This window comes from Pseudomonas sp. Root569, from assembly GCF_001427465.1.
Taxonomy (GTDB): domain Bacteria; phylum Pseudomonadota; class Gammaproteobacteria; order Pseudomonadales; family Pseudomonadaceae; genus Aquipseudomonas; species Aquipseudomonas synxantha.
The window spans coordinates 259,679-285,209 of the sequence record NZ_LMGQ01000004.1 but is presented as its reverse complement, the minus strand read 5'-3'; the positions used below and the strand labels follow the sequence as shown (position 1 = coordinate 285,209).

General features: G+C 61.9%; 18 protein-coding genes and 1 pseudogene. 4 read left to right on the top strand and 15 right to left on the bottom strand.

All coding sequences use genetic code 11. The annotated features are described in order from the left end of the window. Positions 1–147: 147 nt before the first annotated feature. From ASD70_RS06115 to ASD70_RS06095, 5 genes are read right to left on the bottom strand one after another with little or no spacing between them, the layout of a single operon-like run. Entirely contained in the window at positions 148–921 is a 774-nt protein-coding gene (locus ASD70_RS06115; RefSeq protein WP_056845936.1) for an enoyl-CoA hydratase, read from the bottom strand. Positions 922–932: 11 nt separating this feature from the next. Beyond that, positions 933–2,060 carry an acyl-CoA dehydrogenase gene (locus ASD70_RS06110; RefSeq protein ID WP_056845935.1) on the bottom strand — a complete coding sequence of 376 codons (1,128 nt, stop codon included), beginning with the start codon at positions 2,058–2,060 and terminating at the stop codon, positions 933–935. A 9-nt stretch (positions 2,061–2,069) separates the two neighbouring features. Beyond that, the gene (locus tag ASD70_RS06105) at positions 2,070–3,254 is read right to left on the bottom strand and encodes an acetyl-CoA C-acyltransferase (protein ID WP_056845934.1); all 1,185 of its coding nucleotides are present in this window, start codon (positions 3,252–3,254) and stop codon (positions 2,070–2,072) included. 12 nt (positions 3,255–3,266) lie between these two features. Continuing rightward, positions 3,267–4,034, bottom strand: a complete 768-nt coding sequence (locus ASD70_RS06100) for an SDR family NAD(P)-dependent oxidoreductase (protein ID WP_056845933.1) — start codon at positions 4,032–4,034, stop codon at positions 3,267–3,269. 21 nt (positions 4,035–4,055) lie between these two features. Continuing rightward, positions 4,056–5,705, bottom strand: coding sequence for an AMP-binding protein (locus tag ASD70_RS06095; RefSeq protein WP_056845932.1), 1,650 nt, complete (start codon positions 5,703–5,705; stop codon positions 4,056–4,058). A 254-nt stretch (positions 5,706–5,959) separates the two neighbouring features. Between ASD70_RS06095 and ASD70_RS06090 the strand changes: the two genes are divergently transcribed. Further along, positions 5,960–7,939: a peptidase U32 family protein gene (locus tag ASD70_RS06090; RefSeq protein ID WP_056845944.1), complete on the top strand. Its 1,980-nt coding sequence runs from the start codon at positions 5,960–5,962 to the stop codon at positions 7,937–7,939. Here ASD70_RS06090 and ASD70_RS06085 read toward each other — a convergent pair. After that, positions 7,917–8,819, bottom strand: a complete 903-nt coding sequence (locus ASD70_RS06085; RefSeq protein ID WP_056845931.1) for a DMT family transporter — start codon at positions 8,817–8,819, stop codon at positions 7,917–7,919. The two genes, ASD70_RS06090 and ASD70_RS06085, sit on opposite strands and share 23 nt — an antisense overlap. Positions 8,820–8,927: 108 nt before the next feature. On the opposite strand from ASD70_RS06085, the gene ASD70_RS06080 reads away from it, so the two are divergent. Next, a complete protein-coding gene (locus tag ASD70_RS06080) occupies positions 8,928–9,368 on the top strand; it encodes an Lrp/AsnC family transcriptional regulator (protein WP_056845930.1) in 441 nt (146 codons plus the stop codon). On the opposite strand, the pseudogene ASD70_RS06075 reads toward ASD70_RS06080, so the two are convergent. Then, positions 9,367–10,527, bottom strand: a pseudogene (locus tag ASD70_RS06075) (pyridoxal phosphate-dependent aminotransferase); the annotation flags it as partial. The gene ASD70_RS06080 and the pseudogene ASD70_RS06075 overlap by 2 nt on opposite strands. 182 nt (positions 10,528–10,709) lie before the next feature. Between ASD70_RS06075 and ASD70_RS06070 the strand changes: the two are divergent. Then, positions 10,710–12,062 (top strand): cation:proton antiporter, encoded by a 1,353-nt coding sequence (locus ASD70_RS06070; RefSeq protein ID WP_046068094.1) that lies wholly within the window; start codon positions 10,710–10,712, stop codon positions 12,060–12,062. Here the strand turns inward: ASD70_RS06070 and ASD70_RS29720 are convergent. The 5 genes from ASD70_RS29720 to ASD70_RS06050 all read right to left on the bottom strand — a co-directional run bounded on the left by ASD70_RS29720 (position 12,053) and on the right by ASD70_RS06050 (position 17,257). Beyond that, positions 12,053–12,187, bottom strand: coding sequence for a hypothetical protein (locus ASD70_RS29720; protein ID WP_014718417.1), 135 nt, complete (start codon positions 12,185–12,187; stop codon positions 12,053–12,055). The two genes, ASD70_RS06070 and ASD70_RS29720, sit on opposite strands and share 10 nt — an antisense overlap. An 11-nt stretch (positions 12,188–12,198) precedes the next feature. Continuing rightward, positions 12,199–12,411 carry a hypothetical protein gene (locus tag ASD70_RS06065; protein ID WP_046068093.1) on the bottom strand — a complete coding sequence of 71 codons (213 nt, stop codon included), beginning with the start codon at positions 12,409–12,411 and terminating at the stop codon, positions 12,199–12,201. A gap of 84 nt (positions 12,412–12,495) precedes the next feature. Next, complete coding sequence (locus ASD70_RS06060; protein ID WP_043050489.1) at positions 12,496–13,041, bottom strand: hypothetical protein; 546 nt, start codon at positions 13,039–13,041, stop codon at positions 12,496–12,498. A gap of 314 nt (positions 13,042–13,355) precedes the next feature. Next, the gene (locus ASD70_RS06055) at positions 13,356–15,614 is read right to left on the bottom strand and encodes an ATP-dependent DNA helicase (protein ID WP_056845928.1); all 2,259 of its coding nucleotides are present in this window, start codon (positions 15,612–15,614) and stop codon (positions 13,356–13,358) included. Then, the gene (locus tag ASD70_RS06050; RefSeq protein ID WP_056845927.1) at positions 15,611–17,257 is read right to left on the bottom strand and encodes a VRR-NUC domain-containing protein; all 1,647 of its coding nucleotides are present in this window, start codon (positions 17,255–17,257) and stop codon (positions 15,611–15,613) included. Before ASD70_RS06050 ends, ASD70_RS06055 begins: the two co-directional genes overlap by 4 nt. Positions 17,258–17,444: 187 nt before the next feature. Here ASD70_RS06050 and ASD70_RS06045 point away from each other — a divergent pair, with 187 nt between their 5' ends. Further along, positions 17,445–17,669 (top strand): YgdI/YgdR family lipoprotein, encoded by a 225-nt coding sequence (locus ASD70_RS06045; protein WP_005788446.1) that lies wholly within the window; start codon positions 17,445–17,447, stop codon positions 17,667–17,669. A 74-nt stretch (positions 17,670–17,743) separates the two neighbouring features. Here the strand turns inward: ASD70_RS06045 and ASD70_RS06040 are convergent, their stop codons facing one another. From ASD70_RS06040 to eprS, 3 genes are all read right to left on the bottom strand, one after another. After that, positions 17,744–19,168 (bottom strand): polyurethane esterase, encoded by a 1,425-nt coding sequence (locus ASD70_RS06040; protein ID WP_056845926.1) that lies wholly within the window; start codon positions 19,166–19,168, stop codon positions 17,744–17,746. Positions 19,169–19,263: 95 nt separating this feature from the next. Further along, on the bottom strand, positions 19,264–22,371 hold the full coding sequence (locus ASD70_RS06035) for an autotransporter outer membrane beta-barrel domain-containing protein (protein ID WP_056845925.1): 3,108 nt from the start codon (positions 22,369–22,371) through the stop codon (positions 19,264–19,266). Positions 22,372–22,560: 189 nt separating this feature from the next. After that, positions 22,561–25,518, bottom strand: coding sequence for an autotransporter serine peptidase EprS (eprS, locus tag ASD70_RS06030; protein ID WP_056845924.1), 2,958 nt, complete (start codon positions 25,516–25,518; stop codon positions 22,561–22,563). Positions 25,519–25,531 lie beyond the last annotated feature (13 nt).

Here is a 25,531-nt window from a genome sequence, read left to right as displayed (position 1 = left end):
AGCGTCAACGATAACGCGTGCTTCCTGAATGAACGCGGCGCCTGTGAGTTTTTCGCGAGCAAGCTCGCTCCTACAAAATGCCTTAACTGAACGGCATTAGGGCAAGCCCCCTCCCACATTTGCATCTCCAGTGCGGTAGAGACGGTGTTACTTGTCCTTGAACTGCGGCGCACGCTTGGCCACGAATGCCGCCATGCCTTCTTTCTGATCCTGGGTCGCGAATGCCGCATGAAACACCCGGCGCTCAAAACGCACGCCTTCGGACAGGCTGACTTCAAAGGCGCGGTTCACGCTTTCCTTGACCATCATGCTGATCGGCACGGATTTGCCAGCGATAAGGGTAGCGACCTTCAGCGCCTCATCAAGCAACTCATCGGCCGGCACGATACGCGCCACAATGCCGCAGCGCTCGGCTTCTACTGCATCGATAAAGCGACCGGTCAGGCACATTTCCATGGCCTTGGCCTTGCCCACTGCGCGGGTCAGGCGCTGGGTGCCGCCCATGCCTGGCAACACGCCAAGGTTGATTTCCGGCTGGCCGAACTTGGCGCTGTCGCCGGCCAGGATAAAGTCGCACATCAGCGCCAGTTCACAGCCGCCACCCAAGGCAAAGCCGTTTACCGCCGCGATGATCGGCTTGCGGCGGTTAGCCACGCGGTCGCTGTCGCTGAACAGGTCGTCCAGGTAGATCTGCGGGTAGGTCAACTCGGCCATTTCCTTGATGTCGGCACCGGCAGCGAAGGCTTTCTTCGAGCCGGTCAGCACGATGCAGCCGATCTCGGGGTTGGCTTCCAGGCCGTCCAGCGCCTGGTTCAGCTCGCTGACCAGTTGTGCATTCAAGGCGTTCAACGCCTGGGGGCGGTTGAGGGTGATCAGCCCGACACGGCCCTGAACGTCAAGCAAGATGGTTTCGTAACTCATGTATCGGCTCCTTAAAGATTGCGTGAGATGACCATGCGTTGGATATCGCTGGTGCCTTCGTAAATCTGGCAGACCCGCACATCGCGGTAGATCCGCTCCAAGGGGAAGTCGCTCAGGTAACCGTAACCGCCCAGGGTTTGCAAGGCGGCTGAGCAGACTTTCTCGGCCATTTCCGAAGCGAACAGCTTGGCCATGGACGCTTCGACCAAGGCCGGCTTGCCGCTGTCGCGCAGGGCGGCGGCGTAATGCACCATTTGCCGGGCGACGGCAATCTGCGTGGCCATGTCCGCCAGGCGAAAGGCCACCGCCTGGTGTTCGATCAGCGGCTTGCCAAAGCTTTCGCGCTCACGGGCGTAATCGCGGGCTGCTTCGAAGGCCGCACGGGCCATGCCCACCGATTGCGACGCGATGCCGACGCGACCGCCTTCAAGGTTGGCCAGGGCGATCCTGTAGCCCTCGCCCTCCTCACCCAGGCGGTTGGCCACCGGCACCTTCACGTCTTCAAACAGGATCTGGCAGGTGTCGGAGGCATGTTGCCCGAGCTTGTCTTCAACCCGTGCCACGGTATAGCCCGGTGAATCGGTGGGCACGATAAACGCACTGATGCCACGCTTGCCCCCTGCCGGGTCGGTGACCGCAAACACAATCACAACCCCGGCGTTTTGCCCGGAGGTGATGAACTGTTTGCAGCCGTTGAGTACGTAGTGATCGCCTTCAAGGCGCGCACGGGTCTTCAGGCTGCTGGCATCGGAACCGGCCTGGGGCTCGGTCAACGCGAAGGCGCCGAGCATGGCACCGCTGGCCAGGGGCGTGAGGAACCGGGCTTTTTGCTGGTCATTGCCGAACTTGAGGATCGGCACGCAGCCCACCGAGTTATGCACGCTCATGATGGTCGAGCAGGCGCCATCTCCCGCGGCGATTTCTTCCAGGGCCATGGCATAGGCCAAGTAGCCGGTGTCGCAACCACCCCACTGTTCTGGCACCAGCATGCCGAAAAAGCCCAGTTCGGCCATTTCAGCAATGGCTTCCTTGGGGAAGCGATGCTCGCGATCCCATTCGGCGGCGAACGGTTTCAGACGTTCCTGGGCGAATTGCCGGGCGGCGTCGCTGATTTGCAGTTGTTCGTCATTGGGCAGCATAAGCAGTCCTTAGTACAGGCATTCGACGGCCATGGCCGTGGCTTCACCGCCGCCGATGCAGATGGCGGCAACGCCACGCTTGAGGCCCTTCTGGCGCAGGGCCGACAACAGGGTTACCAGGATGCGTGCGCCGGAGGCGCCAATCGGATGGCCCAGGGCGCAGGCCCCGCCGTGGACATTGACCTTGTCGTGGGGAATCTCCAGCTTGCTCATGGTCACCAGGCTCACAACGGCGAAGGCTTCGTTGATTTCGAAGAGGTCGACTTCATCGAGGTTCCAGCCGGTCTTGCTCATCAGTTTGCGGATCGCCCCCACCGGCGCCACCGGAAACAGCCCCGGCTCATCGGCGAACGCCGCATGCCCGTGAATCACCGCCAGCGGTTTGAGCCCGCGCTTGTGGGCCTCGGATTCGCGCATCAGCAACAGCGCAGCGGCGCCATCGGAGATCGAACTGGAGTTGGCCGCCGTCACGGTGCCACCTTCACGGAACGCCGGTTTCAGGCTGGCAATCTTGTCCAGCTTGGCTTTCGGCGGTTGTTCATCGTGCAGGATGGTTTTCTGCTCCTTGCCCACGGTGACCTGCACTGGGACGATTTCGCTGGCGAAGCTGCCATGGGTGATGGCTTCCTGCGCACGAGTCAGGGAAGCAATGGCGAAGGCGTCCTGGGCTTCACGGGTAAAACCGTTGTGCTCGGCGCAGTCCTCGGCAAAGGTGCCCATCAGGCGGCCCTTGTCGTAGGCGTCCTCCAGGCCGTCGAGGAACATGTGGTCGAGCACCTTGCCGTGCCCCATGCGGTAGCCGCTGCGTGCGCGGTCCAGCAGGTACGGCGCATTGGACATGCTCTCCATGCCACCGGCAATTACCACGTCGACGCTACCGGCACGCAGTGAGTCGTGGGCAAGAATCGCCGCCTCCATGCCGGAACCGCACATTTTATTGAGGGTGGTGCAGCGGGTGCCCTTGTCCAACCCCGCGCCCAGGGCGGCCTGGCGGGCTGGTGCCTGCCCGAGCCCGGCCGGCAGCACGCAGCCAAACAGCACTTCGTCGACGGCGTCGGTGGCGATACCGGCACGTTCGACAGCGGCGCGGATCACGGCCGCGCCCAGTTGCGGCGCGGTCAGGCTCTTGAGATCGCCCTGGAACCCGCCCATGGGGGTACGCACGGCGCTGACAATAACGATGGGGTCATTCATACAGGTGGCTCCTTACTTGGCCGCCATACGCAAGGCGCCGTCAAGACGGATCACCTCGCCATTGAGCATGCTGTTTTCAAGGATATGTCGCACCAGCGCGGCATATTCGGCGGGTTTGCCCAGACGTGGCGGAAATGGCACACCAGCAGCCAGGGAGTCGCGTACTTCCGGGGTCATGCCGGCCATCATCGGGGTTTCAAAGATGCCTGGGGCGATGGTCATCACACGGATGCCAAACCGCGCCAGTTCCCGGGCGGCGGGCAAGGTCAGGCTGGCAATCGCGCCTTTGGAGGCAGCATACGCCGCCTGGCCGATCTGGCCATCGAACGCCGCCACCGAGGCGGTATTGATGATCACACCGCGCTCACCATCGGCATTCGCCTCGGTTTCAGCAATGGCCGCAGCGGCCAGGCGCAACAGGTTGAAGCTGCCGATCAGGTTGACGTTGATTACCTGGGCAAAACTCGCCAGCCCGTGGGGGCCATTCTTGCCGAGGATCTTCTCGCCGCGCACTACACCGGCGCAGTTGATCAACCCGTGCAAACCGCCAAACGCCTCGACAGCCGCGTTAACGGCCGCTTCGGCAGCGGCTTCCTGGCTGATATCGGCTACGGCACTACGGGCGTTGTCGCCCAGCTGGGTAGCCTTGGTCGCCACAGCGTCGGCATTCAGGTCGACCAACATCACCTTCGCGCCGGCCGCAATGAGCATTTCAGCTGTGGCCGCACCGAGGCCCGAAGCACCGCCGCTGACCAGGAATACCTTGTTTTCAATCTGCATCATTGTTTCCTTTGAAAGGGATCAAGCCACGGCCGCCTGGGCCTTGGCAATTTCCTGATTACGCAAAATAAAACGTTGCAACTTGCCGCTCGGGGTCTTGGGCAAGTCGCTGACAAATTCGATTTCTCGTGGGTAAGCATGGGCAGCCAGGCGCTGGCGCACATGCAGGCGCAGCTCTTCGGCCAACTCCGGGGTGGCGCGGTATTGCTCGCTGATCACCACGAAGGCCTTGACCAGCTCGGTACGTTCCGGGCAAGGCTTGCCGACTACGGCGGCTTCAACCACGGCTGGGTGTTCGACCAGGGCGCTTTCCACATCGAACGGACCGACGCGGTAACCGGACGTGGTGATCACATCATCGCTGCGCCCGACAAAACTGATGCTGCCGTCCGGGTTCAGCTCCACGGTGTCACCACTGAGGTAGTACTTGCCCACAAAGGCCTTGGTCTTGACGCCCTCATAGCCGGCGAACCAGCACATCGGCGATTGTTCGCGGTCGATGGCGAGAATCCCGGGCTGGCCGGCGGGCAGTTCCTGATGCTGTTCATCCAGCACCACGATGCGGTGTCCGGGCGAGGCGAAGCCCGCCGAACCCACATGCACCGGGTGCGCCAGGCCATGGTGATTGCACAGCACCATGCCCAGTTCAGTCTGGCCATAGTGGTCGTGGATGGTCACGCCCAGGCTATCGGCGAACCAGCGGATCACCTCCGGGTTCAATGGCTCGCCGGCACTGCTGACGATGCGCAGCTTGCCCTTGATCGAACGGGCGAACTGCTCGCCTCCGGCAATCAGCAGGCGGTACGCCGTGGGCGAACCGGCGAGGTTGGTGATCCCATATTTATTGATGACCCGGCAGGTGCTTTCCAGGGTGAACGGACCATCGTAGAAAGTGATCGGATGCCCCATGGCCAGCGGCCCGGTCACGCCGAAATAGATGCCGTAGGCCCAGCCCGGGTCGGCGACGTTCCAGAACGCATCTTCGGGGCGCAAGTCCACGGCGTCGCGCATGTAGCCCTGGAACGCAACAATAGCCTTGAGTGGCACCGACAGCGCCTTGGAGGGGCCGGTGGTGCCCGAGGTGAACATCAGCAGGAACGGATCGTCGGCGCCCAGCATCACCGGCTCGCAGACGTTGGCGTGGTTGGGCAGTTCGGCCCAGAAGCTGTAGTCACCGCGCACGATGCCCTCGCCCCTGGCCCCGGCCACCGTGACGATGGTCGGGCAGCCGGCGACTTCGGTCAGCTTGGGACGGTTGACCGCGTCGGTGACCACCAGCGCTGCCCCGGAGCTGTTCAGGCGATGCTCGATGGCCTTGGGGCCGAAGGCGGTAAACAGCGGCTGATACACCGCGCCGATGCGCCAGGTGGCGAGCACCACCACCAGCAACTCGGCCGTGCGCGGTAACAGGCCGGCGACCTTGTCACCGCGCTTGACGCCCTGGGACAGGAGGAAGTTGGCGAAACGTGCGGCCTGTTCCTGCAGCTCGGTGAAGGTTGACGTGGCGCTGCGCCCATCTTTGCCTTCCCAGAACAAAGCGATACGCCCGGGGAGCGCGTGGCGGTCACAGCATTCTACGCAGGCATTCAACGCCTGCAGATTGCCGGCCAGCGCGGCGTCGACGGTGTGCTGGTAATCAAACCCGGTGGTGGCAGCCAAATACTCACGCATCGTTTCCAATCCTTCTGTATTTTTATTTTCAGGACTTTTTGACTCGATAAATCAGCTGGAATAGTCGCTCCAGAGCGTTGCAGCGGCAATGGTCAAAGCCTTCAACCTGGCTGACTGGTTTGGCCAATCCGGTGTGGGGGGCACCTGTTGAGTCCGGGGTGGCCTGGGGGCCGACAGCCCTGCGGTAGATGCCGCCCAGGCATTTCACGGCTACAATGCGCGCCTCGACCGTGACAAGCCTGACTAAAAAAACTATGTCCTTGCCCAAGCATCACCTGGAATTGCTCAGCCCTGCCCGCGATGTCGCCATTGCGCGCGAGGCTATCCTGCATGGCGCCGACGCCATCTACATCGGCGGGCCGAGCTTCGGCGCGCGCCATAATGCCTGTAACGAGGTGAGCGATATCGCTCAACTGGTGGAATTCGCCCGGCGTTACCACGCCCGCGTGTTCACCACCATCAACACCATCTTGCATGACAACGAGCTGGAGCCTGCGCGCAAGCTGATCCATCAGCTCTACGATGCCGGTGTCGACGCACTGATCGTGCAAGACCTGGGCGTGATGGAGCTGGATATTCCGCCCATCGAGCTGCACGCCAGCACCCAGACCGACATCCGCACCCTGGGCCGCGCCAAGTTTCTCGACCAGGCCGGTTTCTCGCAATTGGTATTGGCCCGAGAGCTGAACCTGCAAGAGATCCGCGCCATCGCCGACGAGACCGATGCCGCCATCGAGTTCTTTATCCATGGTGCCCTGTGCGTGGCGTTCTCCGGGCAGTGCAATATCTCCCATGCGCAAAATGGCCGCAGTGCCAACCGCGGTGATTGCTCCCAGGCGTGCCGCCTGCCGTACACATTGAAAGATGACCAGGGCCGCGTGGTCGCGTTTGAAAAGCACCTGCTGTCGATGAAGGACAACAACCAGAGCGCCAACCTGCGTGCCCTGGTCGAAGCCGGCGTGCGCTCGTTCAAGATCGAAGGTCGCTACAAGGACATGGGCTATGTGAAGAACATCACCGCCTACTACCGCCAGCGCCTCGACGAAATCCTCGAAGACCGCCCGGACCTGGCCCGAGCTTCCAGCGGCCGTACCGCGCATTTCTTTGTGCCCGACCCGGAAAAAACCTTCCACCGTGGCAGCACCGATTACTTCGTCACCGACCGCAAGATCGACATCGGCGCGTTCGACACCCCGACCTTTACCGGCCTGCCGGTGGGTGTGGTGGAAAAAGCCGGCAAGCGTGACTTGCAGGTGGTCACCCAGGAGCCGCTGTCCAACGGTGATGGCCTGAATGTGCTGGTCAAGCGTGAAGTGGTGGGGTTCCGCGCCAATATCGCCGAGCCCAAGGGTGAGTTCGAAGAAGACGGCGAGAAGCGCTACCGCTATCGCGTCGAACCGAATGAAATGCCCGCCGGCCTGCATCAATTGCGCCCCAACCACCCGCTGAACCGCAACCTGGACCATAACTGGCAACAGGCGCTGTTGAAGACCTCGGCCGAGCGCCGTATCGGCCTGTCATGGGTGGCACGCCTGCGTGAAGACCATCTGCAAGTCACCGCCACCAGCGAAGAAGGTATCAGCGCAAGCGTCACCCTGCCCGGCCCGTTTGGCGTGGCCAACAAGCCGGAACAGGCGCTCGACACGTTGCGCGACCTGCTTGGCCAGCTCGGCACCACCGAATACCACGCCACCCGCATCGAGCTGGATGCGCCGCAGGCCTTCTTCATCCCCAACTCGCAGCTCAAGGCATTGCGCCGTGAAGTGATCGAGGCGCTGACCGCTGCCCGCATCAAGGCGCACCCACGGGGCGGGCGCAAGGCTGAAACCTCGCCACCGCCGGTCTACCCCGAGGCGCACCTGTCGTTCCTGGCCAATGTCTACAATCAGAAAGCCCGGGACTTCTACCACCGCCACGGCGTAAAGCTGATCGACGCGGCCTTCGAAGCCCACGAAGAAACCGGCGAAGTACCGGTGATGATCACCAAGCATTGCCTGCGTTTCTCGTTCAACCTGTGCCCAAAACAGGCCAAGGGCGTGACCGGGGTGAAAACCAAGGTAGCGCCGATGCAGTTGATTCACGGCGACGAAGTGCTGACCTTGAAGTTCGACTGCAAGCCCTGCGAAATGCATGTGGTGGGCAAGATCAAGGGGCATATCCTTGGGTTGCCGCAACCGGGCAGCGCCGTAGAGCATTTCAACCCGGAAAACCTCATCTATCAGGGCACGCACTGACCCTGGGGGAGCGGGGCCACCACCAGCCCCGCTGCAACCCTGCCGCCGCCAGCAGAATCGCCGCCACCCCCAGCCATTGCAGCCAACCCAGGCGATGCCCGAAGGCAATCCAGTCGACGAAAATCGCCGCAATCGGGTAGATGAACGACAGTGCGCCGGTGATCGCGGTTGGCAGTTTCTGGATCGCGCCATACAGCAGCACATACATCAGCCCTGTGTGTACCACGCCTAACGTCACCAATGCGGCCCAGGCATTGGTGGATGTCGGCAAGCCATTCCAGGGCACCAGCGGCGCCAGCAGTACTGCGCCAGTCACCACCTGGATCAGCGCCATCAGATGCGGCGGCACCGCCTTGAGGCGCTTGATGATCAACGCGGCTATCGCATACAAGAAGGCCGCGCCGAGGGCTAATGCAATACCCACCAGATAATTGCCGCCGCTCGTTTGCTCGCCATGGGCGGTGACAATCGCCAACATGCCCAGGAAGGCTACGCTCAACCACGCCAGTTTCTGCACGGTGATTTTTTCACCGAGAAACAGCGCTGCCAGCATCACCAGCATGAACGGCTGCACGTTGTATACCGCCGTACTGATGGCAATCGATGCACGCGAATAAGATTCGAACAGCAGCAACCAGTTACCGACGATAGCCACGCCGCTGAGCACTGCCAGCCCGAGCGTCGCCCAGTTCAGCAGGTCCAGGCGCAGATAACCCAGCCATGCGCAGACCAGCAACAGCGTCAGCGCGCCGATCACGCAGCGCCAGAACACCACTTCGATCACCGACACGCCAGACACCAGCACAAACCAGCCAATGCTGCCCGAGATCAGCATGGCGGCGACCATTTCCCACGACCCGCGACGGAGGGATGAATCCATGATTGAAACTCCTCAAGTGAGGCTCAATTATGGCAATCTGCTCGACACGGCTACAGTGACTAAAAAAGGCAAAACCTGAAAAACACCTTTCCTTATTAGGCGGATAGCATGATCGACACCATCGACCAGCAATTGATCGCGGCCTTGATGGACGACTCGCGACTGTCCCTCAAGGCGCTGGCGGGCATCGCCGGGCTGTCTTCACCGAGCGTCAGCGAACGCCTGCGACGCCTGGAAGAACGCGGAGTGCTGACTCACTACACCGTCGTTATCGACCCCAGGCATTTCGGCTATCTGCTGCAAGCCATCGTGCGCATCCGCCCCCTGCCCGGCAAATTGCAGGAGGTGGAACGTCAGATCCAGGCGATCCCCGAGTTCACCGAATGCGACAAGGTCACCGGCGAGGATTGTTTTATCGCACGCCTGCATGTGCGCACGATGGAGCATCTGGACGTCCTGCTCGACCGGCTCAATGCCTATGCCGAAACCAACACCGCGATCGTCAAGAAAACGCCGGTAAAACGGCGTTTACCGCCCTTGGCTGATTAGCGACAAACTGAGCAATTCGCCGACAGGCTTCGGCCAGACGCTCCTCACCCAAGGTAAACGACAGCCGGACGAACCCCTGGGCCGGCTCGCCAAAGGCCGCCGCGTCCAGCACCGACACTCCGGCCTCGCGAAACAGGCGCCAGGCAAACTCCAGGGAGCTGAGGCCTGTGCCACGCACATCCACCAGCACAAACATGCCCGCTTGCGGCGCCTGTACCTGGATGCCTGGGCAAGCACTCAGGCCAGCCACCACCAGGTCGCGTCGGCGCCGGTAGATCTCGCGCATGCCTTCAGTCACCTGGTCATGGGCCAACACCGCCGCCGTCGCCGCCTCCATCACAAAGCCCGGCAAGCCGTAGAGCATGCTCAACATCAGGGTTTCGGCGTGCTTCACCATCTGTGGCGTGGCGATGAGCCAACCGATACGCCAACCGGTCATGGCATGGGACTTTGACAAGCTGCCGATGACGACACAGCGCTCAGCCATGCCCGGCAGCGCCGCAAGGCTGTGGTACTGGCCGTCAAACACCAGGCTTTCGTAGACCTCATCCACCACCACCCACAGGTCATGGGCGATCGCAAGGTCGGCGATGGCTTGCAGTTCCTGCGGGTTGAGCACCACACCGGTGGGGTTGTTCGGGTTGGAAAAGAACATCGCCCGCGTGTGCGGTGTGATCGCAGCAGCGAGCAGTTGTGAATCCAGGCGAAAGCCGGATTGCGCACTGCATGGCACTCGCACCAAGGTCGCACCGCCGGCCTTGAGCGTGGCCTCGTAGGTGACGTACATCGGATCGAGCACCAATACCTCGTCGCCAGCCTGCAGCAGGCACAGCGAGCTGATAAACAACGCATTCTGCGCACCGGCAACGATGATCACGTTGTCGGCCGTCAGCGGGCGATCCAGGGTGTTGCTGTAGCGCGCCGCGACCGCCTCGCGCAGGGCCGGGCGACCGGGGATTTCGGTGTAATGGGAGTCGCCCATGCGCAGGGCGTTGACGGCGGCGTCGGTGATGAAGGATGGCGTGGCGAAATCCGGGTCGCCGACGCTGAGGATAATGATGTCTTCGCCCTGGCTGGCCGCCTGGAACGCAGCGTGGTGGATGTCCCAGGCGGCGACGCCCTGCCCTGCAATTCGTTCGACGAAGGGGGAAAACCGCATGCCAGGGCCTCTGGTTCAAAATGAAAAAGCGTGGACCCGTTAATAGGTGAACGGGAAGGAGGATTCAACATAGTGCATACCCAGCACTCGTTCAACGGCCAACATGTGGCTGTAATCACATTGAACCTGCATCCCTCGGCCGTCCTCAAACCTGCATAGACCACGGCCCTGGAACACGCTCGATGACTTTTATTCTCTGGATGGCCGTGCTCGGCGCCGTATTGCTCACCCTCGCCCTCACCTCCTCCTACCTGCGCTGGATGCCTGTGACCACCTCGGCAGTCTGTCTGCTGCTGGGCATCGCCATCGGCCCGTTGGGCGTGGACCTGTTGCACCTGGATATCAAGGGCTCGGCGCGCTGGATGGAGCACTTGACCGAGGTTGCGGTGCTGTTTTCGCTGTTTGTCAGCGGCTTGAAATTGCGCCTGCCACTGCGCCATCGCACTTGGCGCATTGCGTTTGGCATGGCGGGGCCAGTGATGTTGCTGACCATCCTCGGCACCTGCCTGGTGCTGCACTACCTGTTGCAACTGTCGTGGGGCGTCTCGCTGCTGGTGGGCGCCATGCTCGCGCCGACCGACCCGGTGCTGGCCGGCCTGGTGCAGGTCAACAATGCCCAGGACTATGACGCCCTGCGCTTCGGCTTGTCCGGCGAGGCCGGTTTGAACGACGGTACAGCCTTCCCCTTTGTGATATTCGGCCTGTTGTTCATGCAACACGGCGGGTTTGACGGCGACTGGCTGGGCGGCTGGGTGCTGAAGAACCTGCTATGGGCGGTGCCGGCGGGGCTGCTGATTGGCTACTGGATGGGGCGTGGCATTGGCCGGGTCACGTTGCGTATGCGCATCACCAATGCCGACAGCACCTTGTCACCCAATGATTACCTGACCCTGGCACTGATCGCCCTGGCTTACGTGGCAGCTGAAGCCGTCGGCGGCTACGGCTTCCTTGCCGTGTTTGCGGCTGGCTTGGGCCTGCGCCAAGCCGAGGTCAAATCCACCGGCAACGCCGATACACCGGCCGAACACCTGGCGCAACCGGTGGTGGGTCACCTTGAGGTGGAACCTGAACAGGCCCTGCACGGCGACGTCAGCCAATTGCAGGACACGCAAATCGCCGCCGGAGTGATGATGAACGACATGCTGTCGTTCGGCAGCCTGGTGGAGCGTTCCATGGAAGTGTTCCTGGTGACGCTGTTGGGCATCGTGCTGGTCAGCCACTGGGACTGGCGCGCGCTGGCGGTGGCGGCGTTGCTGTTCGGGGTGATTCGCCCGGTCAGTGTGTTTGCCATGCCTTGGGGCGGCCTGCTGGACCGTCGGCAACGCGGGCTGATGAGTTGGTTCGGGATTCGCGGGATCGGTAGCATCTACTACCTGTTCTACGCGCTCAACCATGGGCTGATCGGCACCAGCAGCACGGTGGCAGTGAACCTCACCCTGTCGGTGATCGCCCTGAGCATCGTCGTTCACGGCCTGAGTACCCAGCCGATGCTGGGCTGGTATGAACGACGTGCCGGGGCGAAGGGTCAGTCCTGATTTTCGGTATTGCCGACGTCCGCCGCCTCATCCAGATCATTAAGCGGGACTTCGGCATCATCCATCAATGAACCCGGGTCTTCATTGCCCGGATCGTTGAGTTCGTCGTCGAGTTCTTTTGACATGAGCCTCTCCTCTAGCCGCCTTGGGTATCGATATCCGCATCGGTTTCAGGCTTGGGCTCGCGCTCAGGCTTGAAGTCTGGACTGTAGTCGTTTTCCTTGGCCTTGGGGTCGCTATCGGCCTTGGGGTCTTTGGGGGCATCGGCAGCAGTGCCGGGAGCCGGCTCGCCACCGTCGATGGCAGGATCATTACGATTGTCGAGCTGGGGGTCTTTGCTGTTGGTCATGGCGCACCTCTTTGCAGCGCTGGGGGAAACTGTACGGCATAGAGGTAAGGCGCCACGTCAGGCAATGAAGTTCATTCCAATTGCTCATCGCAACGGGTTGTCGACCTGGATATAGAAGGCATAGATTCCCAATACCAGCCAGAACACCATGAACAACCACGGCGCACGCATGGAGAACAGCAGCGACTTGCGATAGCCCTTGTGCGTCGACTCCATCTCGGAGAACAGTGGCGATTCATCGTAGGCCATGCCCATCACCGGTTCACTGCGCAGCAACTCGCTTTGCTTGTAGTGCCAGTGGTCGATGATTTCATAGGCGGCACGTATACCAGGCCAGGCGTTGAGCGAGCTTAAGATACCCAGCGCGGCGAGGATCACCGGCACCACCAGGGTGAACAGCTTGCCCCACTCCGGGTTGAGGTTGCCCATGCCGGAGACAAAGGCAATGACCAGGAATGACTGCGCCGTGAGGTAGGCGTCAGTGCGGTTGGCCAGGATGGAGGTTTCGTACTGGATCTCTCGGCGATAGAAGTCGAGACGGTCCTTGGGCGAGCCGAAGATCTTCGCGTTGTGCTCGCTGTGGTCGGTCAGGGCCGCTTCGGGCGTGTTTGGAGAGATGATTCTGGGCACGACGGGGCTCCACACGATAACTAATCTGGTTAGAAGACGTGGGCTTCGATGAAGTTCAAGTTTGTTCACGCCCCCGGTTTGAACGAACACGCTTTGAATGTGGGGCTTGCCCCCGACAGCCATAGGTATCTACACAACTTTGGTACACCGCTGCTTCTCTGGCAAGGGAGCTTATAGCTATCTAACTGATGCACCGCGATCCAAATGTGGGAGGGGGCTTGCCCCCGATAGCAGTGTGTCAGTCAGCACATCTGTAGCTGACCCTCCGCCATCGGGGGCAAGCCCCCTCCCACATTTTGACCGCCGTACGTCTGTCAGTTATCGATCGCCCACCAACGCGGCAGCAATTGCCGTACCCGCGCTTCGCCGAAACGGTCATCGATCAACATCACCACACCGCGATCCTGTTGACTGCGGATCACCCTGCCCGCGGCTTGTACGACCTTCTGCAGGCCAGGATAAAGATAAGTGTAATCGTAGCCGGCGCCGAAGATCGCGCCCATGCGTGCCTTCATTTGCTCGTTGACCGGGTTCACTTGCGGCAGGCCCAGGGTCGCAATGAAGGCGCCGATCAAGCGCGCACCGGGCAAGTCGATGCCTTCGCCAAACGCACCGCCCAGTACCGCAAAGCCAATGCCTTGGCTGTGCTGGGTGAACTGGTCGAGAAAGGCCTGGCGTTCGGCCTCGGCCATGCCCCGAGATTGCAGCCACTGCGCAATCTGCGGGTGCCGCTCGGCCAACAACTGCGCCACCTGTTGCAGGTAATCGAAGCTGGAAAAGAACGCCAGGTAGTTACCCGGCTGCTCGACAAATTGCCGCGCAATCAGCTCGACAATAGGCGTAAGCGAGGCCTGGCGATGCAGGAACCGGGTGGAGATGGCATCGACGATACGCACCTGCAATTGCTCGGCCTTGAACGGCGACTCCACATCGACCCAGGCGGTGTCCGCTGGCATGCCGAGCAAGTCGGCGTAATAGTGACGCGGGCTCAAGGTTGCGGAAAACAGCACACTGCTGCGGGCTGCGGTCAATCGGGGCCGGATGAACTCGGCCGGCACCACATTGCGCAGACACAGGGTTGAGCTGCTGCGCTTGCCGTTGAACTGGCGCTTGCTGATATCGAAGATGAAATGTTCATTGAACAGCTCCGCCACTTTGGCCCATTGCAGGGCTTCAAAGTAGAAAGCCTGCAGGTCGCCGCTGAGGGCTTCGGGGTGATCGTTGAAATAGTCGCCCATGGCGCTGATGCACAGGCTCAGGGCTTGCAGCAGTTTTTCGGGCCGGGTGGCATAGGCCTGGTACGGTGCGACTTGCTCCTTGTGCAGGGCGTTCCACTCGCGGTTCAGGCGCTGCAAGGGTTTCTTCAGCGCCTCGGGCGCCGTGTCACGCAGGGTCTTAAGGCTGTATTGGTCAAGGCTGGCGCTGTACATCGAACGGGCCCGTTCCACCAGGTTATGTGCCTCGTCCACCAGTACTGCGACGCGCCATTGGTTCAACTGGGCGAGGCCGAACAGCATGGCGCCGAAATCAAAAAAGTAGTTGTAGTCGGCGACCACAAGGTCGCTCCAGCGCGCCATTTCCTGGCTCAGGTAATACGGGCACACCCCATGGGCCAAGGCAACGTCGCGCAGGCTGCGTTGATCGAGCAGGCGCACTTGGGACGCGGCTTGGCGCGCGGCGGGCAGACGGTCGTAAAAGCCCTTGGCCAAGGGGCAGGATTCGCCGTGGCAGGCTTTGTCCGGGTGCTCGCATGCCTTGTCCCGGGCCACCAGCTCAAGTACCCGCAGCGGCAGATCGGGGCTGCTGGCGTACAGCACCTGGGCAGCGTCCAGGGCAAGCTTGCGTCCAGGGGTCTTCGCCGTGAGAAAGAACACTTTGTCCAGTTGCTGTGGCGCCAGCGCCTTGAGCAGCGGGAAGATGGTCCCGACGGTCTTGCCGATCCCGGTGGGCGCCTGGGCCATCAGGCAACGGCCGGTACTCACGGCTTTGTAGACCGATTCAGCCAAGGCACGTTGCCCAGGACGAAACTCGGCATGGGGAAACGCCAGGGCTTGGGCGGCGCTGTTACGTGCGGTGCGGTGTTGCATTTCCTGCCGGGCCCAGTCCAGGAACAGCGCGCACTGCTGCTTGAAGAAGTGCTCCAGGTCTGGCGCGTTGAAATGTTGGTTCAGCAGGGTCTCGCCTTCGCCGACGATATCGAAGTACACCAGCGCCAGGTCGATGTCGTCGAGGCCGAGTTTCTGGCACATCAGCCAGCCATACACCTTGACCTGCGCCCAGTGCAGTTGCCGATGGTTGGCGGGCTGGGCGGCGAGATCGCCACGGTAGGTCTTGACCTCTTCCAGGCGGTTGGCGTCGGGATCGTAGCCGTCCGCCCTGCCCCGCACTTTGAGCTGCAGGTATTCGCCCTCAAGGGCGACCTCGTTCTGATAGTGCGCGCTACGCCGGGAAGCCACCGTGCGGTGACCGACGATCCCTTCCTGGGCGCTGGGCGATGGAGTAAAACGCAGGTCAAGGTCGCCGACCTTGGCGGTGAACTCACACAACGCCCGCACGGCCACGCTGTAGCTCAAGCGCTCTGCTCCGCCCAGCGCACGTAGCAGACCGTGACCGGCATCTGGTACTCGGCGCAGAACGCCAGCCAACGCAATTGGTTGTCTTGCAGGCGGTCGCCGGGGCCCTTGACCTCGATCATGCGGTAGGTCTTTTGTGCGGGCCAGAACTGGATCAGGTCCGGCATCCCGGCGCGGTTGGCGCGGATGTCCACCAGCAGGCGCGCAAACCAATGGCGCAGGTGTTCGGCGGGCAGGCAGGCCAGGGCTTGTTCCAGCAGCTCTTCACTGAGCATGTTCCAGAACACGAACGGCGACTGGATGCCCCATTTGTCCGCGTAACGTTGGCGGATGGTGGCCTTGTAGCGCTCATCCTCCAGTTGCTCGAAGCAGGCAGCAAACAAGGCTTCTCGACGTTGATGGAAGTCCTCGCTGTGCAGGTCCGCCGGCCCACGCTGGAACGGGTGGAAGAACGCCCCCGGCAGCGGCGCGAAAATCGCGTCCCAACACAACAGGCCGAACAGCGAATTGATCAGGCCGTTCTCGACGTAATACACCGGTGCGTCCGGCTCGTTCAGATGCGCCTGCACGCAAAATTCTACCGACATCATCGGCTCCGGCACCAGTGCCAGGTCCAGGCGCGCAACGGCCTGTGGCTTGGCCTTGGGCAGCGCCGGCTCGCCCAGTTTGCGCCGCAAGCGGGGCAGCACCCGTAGCAGGTGCTGGTGCTCCGCGGCACTTTCCGGGGCTTGTTGGGCGGTGATCGCCAAGGCCATGGCCTGCGCGTAATCCTCCTGGCGCTCCAATACACGGATCAACCGCGCCCGTGCGCCGGGATAGGTGCAGTGTCGGTAAACCTGTTCAGCCAGCGCCAACTCGCCACAGCGCTCGCCATACTGGCCGATCTGGAAGAGCAGTTTGGCGCGACGTTTTTCCAGCCAGGGGTTATCGGTATGCAGCGTGGCGATGTGTGCCAGCACCGCATCCAACGCCTCACCGGCTTCAAAGGCTTGCTGACATTGGTGCAGGAACAGGAAGCCCTGCACGTCGTCACGGGTGCGCAAACCACGTGACTCGGCGCAGAACGGGACTTTTTCATAGGTGTAGATGCCCAGGTCTGCCAGCACGAATTCCGACCAGTCCTGATGCAGATTGCCGAAGAACATCAGGCGCAGGCGATCACACAACTCCATCACCGTGAGGCTATAGAGCACATCGTCGACATCGGGACACCATTGGGCAAAACTGCGCTGTTCGCTGAACTGCGTGGCCAGTGGCTCGAGCCAGGCTGCCTTGTTGGCCTTGGGCTGGTCGATCCAGGGCCTGAACGCATTCAGGATTTCGCCTTTTTGCAGCAAGGTGAACAAGGTCGCAAACGGCAGCGGACTTTGGTCGTCCACCCAGCCCAGTTCGCGCAACGGGCCCACCGCTGCATGGGGGCAACCGATTTCCAGGTAATTGAGCTTGGCACCGCGAAAATGCACGCCCTTGCGCATCACCATGCGCACCAATAACGCCTGTGACGCCTGGGGCAACCTGTCAAATTGCTGAATGAAATGCTCTTCGTGCGCCTCGAGCAAATCGGCATAGCGCTGCCCCAGCCAAGCCAGCACCTGGCGGAAGTTATGCAAGTAATACAAGGGGTTTTCGAGGGTGTTGACCATGGCGCAAGGCAATCAAATACTGGTTATGCATACAGAGTGCCGCTGCTAAGCGCTTGTTGCAATCGGTAATAGATAAATGGTCCCTGCAACTTTTTGTAAAAAAGCGATCAGATGAGGGAGTTGATCGCGTAATATTTGTCGCCCCCAGCCATGGGTGGCGGGACTTTTCAGGGTTAAGGTAAGGGTAATGAACATGAAGAATTTGGGGCTTCCACTGGTTGCGCTCACTTTTCTGGTATTGGCCGGTTGCTCCACGCAAACCGTCGTGACATTGCAAAATGGTACGCAGTATTTGACCAAGGACACACCCAACGCCAAGACAGCCGACGGCTTCTATGAGTTCACCGATATTGCCGGCAAGCGCATTCGCATCAAGGCCGATGATGTGGCCACGGTGCGCAAGGAAAACTAATCTTTCCAGGCGAACCAGGATCAAATGTGGGAGGGAGCCCCCCCCCCTCCCACAGTTTTCAACCGCATTCCAACTTAAGCGATAACAATCCCCTCCCCCGACACACTGCTCACACCCACCAGCGTCACCGAATCCGCGCCAAAGCTGATCACCGTGTCTGCGCCCACCACCTTGGTGTGCTCGCGATAATCCGTACTGCCCTGCACATCGGTGAATACCAGCTTGTCGGTTGCTTGATAGCCAATCACCCGATCATTGCCAAACTGCCCGCTGAACAAAAATGTGTTATGCCCGCTGCTGTCGCGGATGGTGTCATTGCCCTTGCCGCCTTCGATAAAGTCCGCGCCCCTGCCCCCCTTGATCAGGTCATTGCCATTGCTGCCGATAATAAAGGTGTCGCCCTTGTGCGCCTCTGCGTTGCGATTCAAATCCTGCACCCAGGTGGTGGCCCGTGCCGGGTCGGACAGGTTGGCGACGATCACCGTGGAGTCGCGGGTCATTTGCTCGTAGAAGCCGGAATCGAGGATGCGGGTCATGCCGTCGCCGTAACCGGTGGGCAAGTGTGAAACCCAGGTCGACAGGTTGAGGATGGAAAATGGCAGCACGTTCCACAGCGTTGACGCGTAGTGGTCGTTGAAGCTGACGATATTGTCGGTGCTCGATTCGTGGGGCGTGTCGTGCACACCCAGGGACGACAGGTTGAATGACGAGCCATCCAGGGCACGGAACACCGGGTCGTTTTCATAGCCGACGTTCAGCACCTTGTCGCCGGCGCTCTGGGTGGGTGAAGCATAGGCCACGTAGTTGGCGTCCTTATAGAACCCCGACCATTTGCCGTCGCTCAAGTCGGCCATGCTGTTGACCGCCAGGCCGCCCAGGCTGTGGCCGCTGACCACCACGTCGTTGCCGCTCAGGCCTTGGGCCGTGGCGTAGGCCGCGACGTTGCCGAGCAAGTTGCCAAAGGCTTCGCCCGTGTAGTTTTTCGCATAGTCCTTGGGCCCGAACGCGGCCAGCAGGTCGCTGATCACGTCGCCGATGGCGTCTGTGACCAGGTTTTCCCGAGGTCCCGACGTACCACGAAAGCCGATGCCGATTTCCTGCAATTTACCAGCGTCATCGTACTTGCCCAGCACCTCGACCTGCGCCGTGGCGTAGGCAGGCTTTTCACCGAAGAAAGTGCCCCGGGCATCAACCTTGCCGCTGTAACCCAGGGTATCGGCGCTGATGGGGGTCCAACCGGCTTTTTGTACCGCATCGAGGGCGGCTTTTTCCGCGTCGGGGTTCCAGGGGATACCGGGGATCACCCCTTGGGAATCGCTGCTGCCAATCAGCGCGCCGACCAGTGTGGCCGGCAGGCCAAGGCCGAGACCATTGTTCTGGTAGCCGACGGCAAAGCCGTGATCCAGGTTGTGGTAGGCATACACCGTGATCGCCAGGGCATCGGCGAACAGCGCCTTGGAGTCCTCGGTAGCGAGGTTTTTATAGTCAAAGATACCCATTGGTAGTGCCTCTCTGTTGTTGGATTTGTAGAGAAAGCCAAAACACCAGTAGCCCCCTGATGGCCACCGTGGGCGCCATCAGGGGAGTGACGCCTTTAGAACGCCCAGTCCAGGCTCAAACCGACGCCGTGCACTTTCTCCTTGCTGGCCAGCAGGCCGTTGTAGTCGAAGTTCACCCGCGCCTCCTTGCTCAACGCCAGGCTGACCCGTGCCCCGACCAGTGCGGCATCGCGCACCATCGGCGCACTTTCCACGCTGAACGAAGGGCCACCGGAAGCGAACGCCAGGTGCTGCTCGGAATCGGTGCTGCTCAGGTTGTGCTGCCAGCCCAGGGTGCCGGACACCTCCAGTTGCTGGTGGTCGTTGACGTTGAAGGTTTTCAAGGCACGCACACCCAGGGTGCTCAACACCAGGTCGCGGCTGTCATCGCCACTTTTCAGCGCAGCGGCATCGCCCTTCTCCTTGAAGCTGTCAGTGTCCAGGTGCACGTAGGCCAGGTTGGCGAACGGCTCCAGGGCCAGCGGTTGCAGGTTGATGCGATACGCCGCCTCGGTGAACACCTGGGTGCTGTGTGCATCGACCTTGGCCTTTTGCTTGCCGCTGACATCGCCGTATTGCAGGTCGCGCTTCACATCGGCACGGTGCCAGCTGTAGGTTGCGCCACCGCTCAGGCGCCAGGCGCCGATTTCATGCCCGGCATAGGCTCCGAAGTGGTAGCTGTCGACCGAGGCACGGCTGTGGGTGTCGCTGCCCATGTTCAACGACGTGTCGCTGTAACCCGCCACCAGGCCGATGCGCGTGGCGTCGTCGAGCGCCCCGTCCACCCCGGCGAGCATGCCGCCGATGGAGGTGTTATAGCCTGCCGTGTCGCTACGGCTGTCAGTCTTGCCCCAGGCGCCCAGGGCCTTGACCCACACGTTGCCGCGGGTGTCGATGGCTTGGCTGGTGGCGCCCATCTCGCCATTGCGCAGGCGCTCGCCTACCGCTTCGCGAACGTAGCGGCTGTCATTGACCAATGCGGTTTGCAGCGCTGGGTAGACTTCACCACTCAGTTGCTGGAATGCACCCTGGGCCGAGGCGGCCGTGGGAGCCAGCAGCAAGCTTTCATACACACCATTGCCCGCGCCCAACTGCTCGGCGGCGGCGGCCACGGCGCGCTGGTTCGGCGTAGCGGCCACACTGGCGAAGCTGTTGGTGCGCGTCACGTCCAGCTGCACACCATTGGCCGCGTAGTTCAAGGTGCCGCCAACAAACAGGTAGTTGGGCAATACCGCACCAAAGCTGCCGGTCACACCACCTGCCGCTTGCAGGATGTTGTATTGGCGGCCGATCAGACTTTGGGCCTGGGTCGCGCTCAACAACGTCGGGCTGTTTTCCAGGGCCAGGGTCACGGTGCCGCCGTTAAGCGTGGCGGTACCACCGGCGACGATGCGGTCGCTGCTGGTGGGCGACAACTCCACGGCATAGGTCGAGCCCGGCTCAAAGGTGACGTTACCCGCCACGTTCAAGGTGCCGATGGAATTACCCGGCGCCACGGTGCCACCGTTTTTTGCGGTCAGCGAACCGATGCGCCCCGAGCCACCGAGCACGCCGGCCTGGCCGACGCTGACGTCGGAAGTCAGCGAGCCGTTGATTGCCAACAAGCCCTGGTTGACCAGGGTCGGGCCGCTATAGGTGTTGGTGCCGGTCAGCACCAGGGTGCCGATGCCCTGCTTGGTCAGGCCGCCATGGCCCGAGATGTCGTTGCTCCACACATCCAGCCCGCAGTGCACATCGTTGCAAATCCGCTGGGTCGGCTTACCGGCATCTACCACTGCGCCGATCCCCGGCAGGTCCGCCACGAACTGGCCGCTGCCGTAAGCGCCATCGATACGGAACTCGGCGGGAATATCCTCTGCGGTGACAAACATCCCCGGCCCGTTGACCGCCTTGCCCAGGTTGATCATGCCCCAGCCGTACAGCGAGTCGATGCCCGGCGCGCCGAGGTCGGTGGCGGTGGTCTTGAGCAGCGTGGAGATCTGGTCGCCGCTCATGTACTGGAAGCGCTCCATCAGCACTGCTGCAGCACCTGCCACATGGGGCGCTGCCATGGAGGTGCCGTTTTTGTTGGCCCAGTCGGTGGTCAGGTTGGTGAGGTCGGTGCCATTGATGATCGAGCTGTAGATCTTGGTGCCGGGTGCCGACACACAAAAGCTCGCCGCATAGCCGCAGCGCGATGAGAAGGTGCTGATCACATAGGGATTGGGGCTGGTGGTGTCCGGGTTCTGCTGCAACGCCGCCACTGACAGCCAGTTCGGCGCAATCTGCGGCACAAAATAGGCCAGGCCGGAAATCGCATCCGGGTTGTTGAGGTTGTAGTCGTTACCGGCGGCAAAGATGGTCAGCACACCGCTGCGCGCCGCATCGATGGCACCTTGATAAGCACCGCCTGCGATCGTGCCGAGGATCGGCCGGATCGTATTGAACTGCGCCTGGGCTTCATTGACGGTGAAATTGGGGAACGCCGGATCGCGGCCGCCCTTGGCATATTGATCACCAATGCCAATGCCCCAGCTGTTGTTGATGATGCGTGCGCCACTGGCGACCAGCCCATCCCAGCCCGCTTTGTACACCGCGCCGTCGTTGCCGAGGATGATTCCGTCTTCCGGACCCGGGTCACCGTTTTCGGCGGTAAGGATTTGCGCATTGAACGCCACGCCATGCATCGGCCCGCCATCGCGGTTACCCGCGGCAATGCCGCCGACGTGGGTGCCGTGGTTACCCAGCTTGCCGTTGGAGTCCTTGGACGGCGTGCCGTCGTAGCGGAAGGCATCGCCGGCCTTCACCGGGATATACGGGTCGGTGTATTGGCGAATGCCCTCGGTGACAATCGTCACCACCTTGTCGGGGCTGGCGAACTCCGGATGCTGGGCGTACACCGGCTGGTCGAAGATCCCAAGCTTGACGCCCTTGCCGGTGTAGCCGGCGGCATACGCGGTGTCGGCGTGCACGGCGCCCAGGCCCCAATCGGCCTTGAACTCATTGCTGCGCCAACTGGCGGCGTCGCCGAGCTTGCCAGTTTCTACGTAGGGTGCGGCCTGGGCGGTTCCCAGGCTGGCCAGGCAACACAGCAGCGCGCCGTATGGCACGCAGCTCAGCGCCTTGAGCGGGTAGCCCGGGCCGGTGTGGATGGCGATGGTTAACCCTGACTTGCGTTTTTTCACGGTGACCTTCCTTAGTTTTCTTATTGCCGGTAGGTGAATCACTTTCCCTGTGGGATGACTGTAGGAGCGAGCTTGCTCGCGAAAAACGTCAACGATTACGCGTGCTTCCTGAATAAACGCGTCGCCTATGGTTTTTTCGCGAGCAAGCACGCTCCTACAAGTATTAGGGCTGCGTCTCCCACATTTTCTTCAGAACTGCCAGTTCAGGCTCAAGCCCACGCCTTGGGTTTTTTCGCGCCCACCCAATTGGCCGTTGTAATCCAGGTTGACCCGCATCGACGCATTCAGTGCCAGGCTGGCCTGTACGCCCACCAGGGCGGCGTCACGCAGCAACGGCGCACTGCGCACGGCAAACGAAGGCCCGCCTGCGACAAACGCCAAATGTTCTTCCGACTCCACCGCCGTCAGGCTGTGTTGCCAACCCAACGAACCGGACAGTTCCAGTTGCTGGTGGTCATTGAGGGCCAGGGTTTTCAAGGCACGCACGCCGAGGGTGCTGAGCACCGCATCGCGCCGGTCACTGCCACGCTCCAGGGCGGCGGCATCGCCTTTTTCGTGGAATGACTCGCTGTCCAAATGCACGTAGGCCAGGTTGGCGAACGGTTCCAACGCCAGCGGTTGCAAGTGAATGCGGTACGCCGCTTCGGTGAACAGTTGCGCGGTGGTCGCATCCAGCTTGGTTTTTTGCTTGCCGCTGACGTCCCCCAGTTGCAGGTCGCGCTTCACATCGCCGCGATGCCAGCTGTAGGCACCGCCGACACTCAGGCGCCAGTCGCCCAGTTCGCGCCCGGCATATGCGCCGAAGTGGTAGCTGTCGATGGACGCCGATGAGTGCGTGCCACTGCCCATGTTCAACGAGCTGTCGCTGTAGCCGGCGACCACACCCACACGGGTCTGCTCATCCAGTGCGCCATCCACGCCCGCCAGCAGGCCACCGATGGAGGTGGTGGACCCCGCCGTTTCACTGCGGCTGTCGCTTTTGCCCCAGGCGCCCAGGGCCTTGAACCACAGGTTGCTTTCACCGCTCACCGGCACATGGCGCAGGCGCTCGCCCACAGCGTTGCGCAGTTGCAGGCTGTCGTTGATCAGCATCGCGCCAACAGCAGGGTAGATTTCGCCGGACAGTTGCTGCAGGCCCTGTTGCGCGGTGGCAACCGACTGCGACTGCAGCAGGCTTTCATACACCGGGTTGCCAGCGCCCAGTTGCTCGGCAGCCGCCGCTACGTTGCGCTGGTTGCGGGTGGCAGCAACGCTGGCAAAACTCGCGTCGTTGCGCCCGACTTTCAGCTGTACAGCATTGGCGGCGTAGTCGAGGGTGCCACCGAGGAACAGATAGTTGGGCAGCACTTGCCCGAATTGGCCCTGGATACCGCCCGCCGCTTCAAGGATCGAGTATTGCCGGCCAATCAGGCTTTGCACCTGGCTCTGGCTGAGCAGCGTCGGGCTGTTTTCCATCGCCAGGGTGACGGTGCCGCCGCCCAATACCGCCTTACCGCCCGCAACAATGCGGTCGCTGCTGGTGGGCGTCAGTTCCACTGCATAGGTCGAGCCCGCACCGAGGTTCACATCTCCCGCTACCTGCAAGGTGCCCACGGAATTGCCCGGTGCCACGCGGCCGCCGCTGTTCACCGACAGCGCGGCGATGCGCCCGGAGCCGCCGAGGGTACCGCTGTTGTTCACCGTGACCGCCGAGGTCAGCGAGCCGTTGACCGCCAGCAGGCCGCCGTTGACGGTGGTCGCGCCGCGATAAGTGCTGTCGCCGCTGAGCACCAGGCTGCCGGCGCCGGACTTGATCAGGCTGCCCTCGTACACGCGTTTGGCGGCGGCCTGGTCGCGGGCGTTGCCAATGGCGTAGTCGGTCTGGTCCTGCTGGCTGGCATTGGCGCCCACGCCGTTTTGCCAACCCTTGTCGATCAAGGTCTGCTGCCAGGCGGTGTGCTCGGCACGGTCCTCGGCCTGGCGCTGGAGCAAGGCTTGGTCGGAGATGCCATTGCTCCACACATCGCCCTGCCCGGCTGCCAGGCTCACATCCATGACCCCGAGCAGTTGCCCCGGCCCATGCATCGCCCTGCCCAGGTCCGGCACGCCCCAGCCGACGATCGCGTTGGGCGCCTGGGTGATCGAGCCGTCGAGCTGCGTGGCAGTGGTCAACAGCACCTGCAGCGCCTGCTCATTGGTCATATAGGGATAGCGTTCCATCACCAGCGCCAACGCCCCGGTGGCATGGGGCGCCGACATTGAGGTGCCGGACTTGACCCCATAACCGCCGTCGGGAATGGTGCTGTTGATCAGCGCGCCGGGAGTGGAAATGCACCAGTATTTGGCGATGCCGCACTTGTTGTACTTCTGGTTATTGGCTTTATCCAGCCCTGACACCGCCAGCCAGTGGCCTTCCAGTTCCGGTTGGAAATACGGCAAGGCCGAGCGCACGCTGGCATTCGCATAACCGCTGTTGCCGGCGCTGAACACATTGATCACGCCGGCCTTGGCCACATCCGCCGCGGCGTCCAGCCAGGTACCCTGGTTGTAGTGCTGGGCATAGGCCTTGTGCAGGTCATCCAGGGTCTGGTAGCTGACGTCCTTGGGCTGGCTGCCCCAGCTGTTGTTGATAGCGCGCACGCCGGAATCTACCAGGGCGCTATACACCGACTTGAAATACTTGGGGTCCGGGGTCGGCCCGAACAGGAAGCTGTCGTTGGCGTTGGTGTTGCCCACATAGACTTGGGCGTTGTAGGCCACCCCATGCATGCCCACGCCGTCGCGGGCGGCGCCCATGGTGCCGGTGACGTGGGTGCCGTGGGAGTCGTTGTTGGGGTTGAGCGCGCCCGTGGTGCTGAAGGCGCTGCCGTCGACGTAGGTGCCGGTGGCGGTCACCCCATGGAAGCGGTCCTTGGCGGCTTCGGGGTGGTTGGGGTCGAAACCCGAGTCCAGCGCGCCGATTTTCACACCTTTGCCGCTGATCCCGGCAGCGTAGGCTTCGTCGGCCTTCATCCGCCCCAGGCCCCAGTCGCTCTGGTACTCGGCCGAACGCCAGCTGGCCGGGTTACCCGGTTGGCCGGTCTCGGCGTATTGCGCCTGTGCCGCAACGGACAGCAGCAGCAAGGAGCCGGCGGTGAAGGGTTTGAAACGCGGTGAATCAGTGATCATTTAAACCATCCTT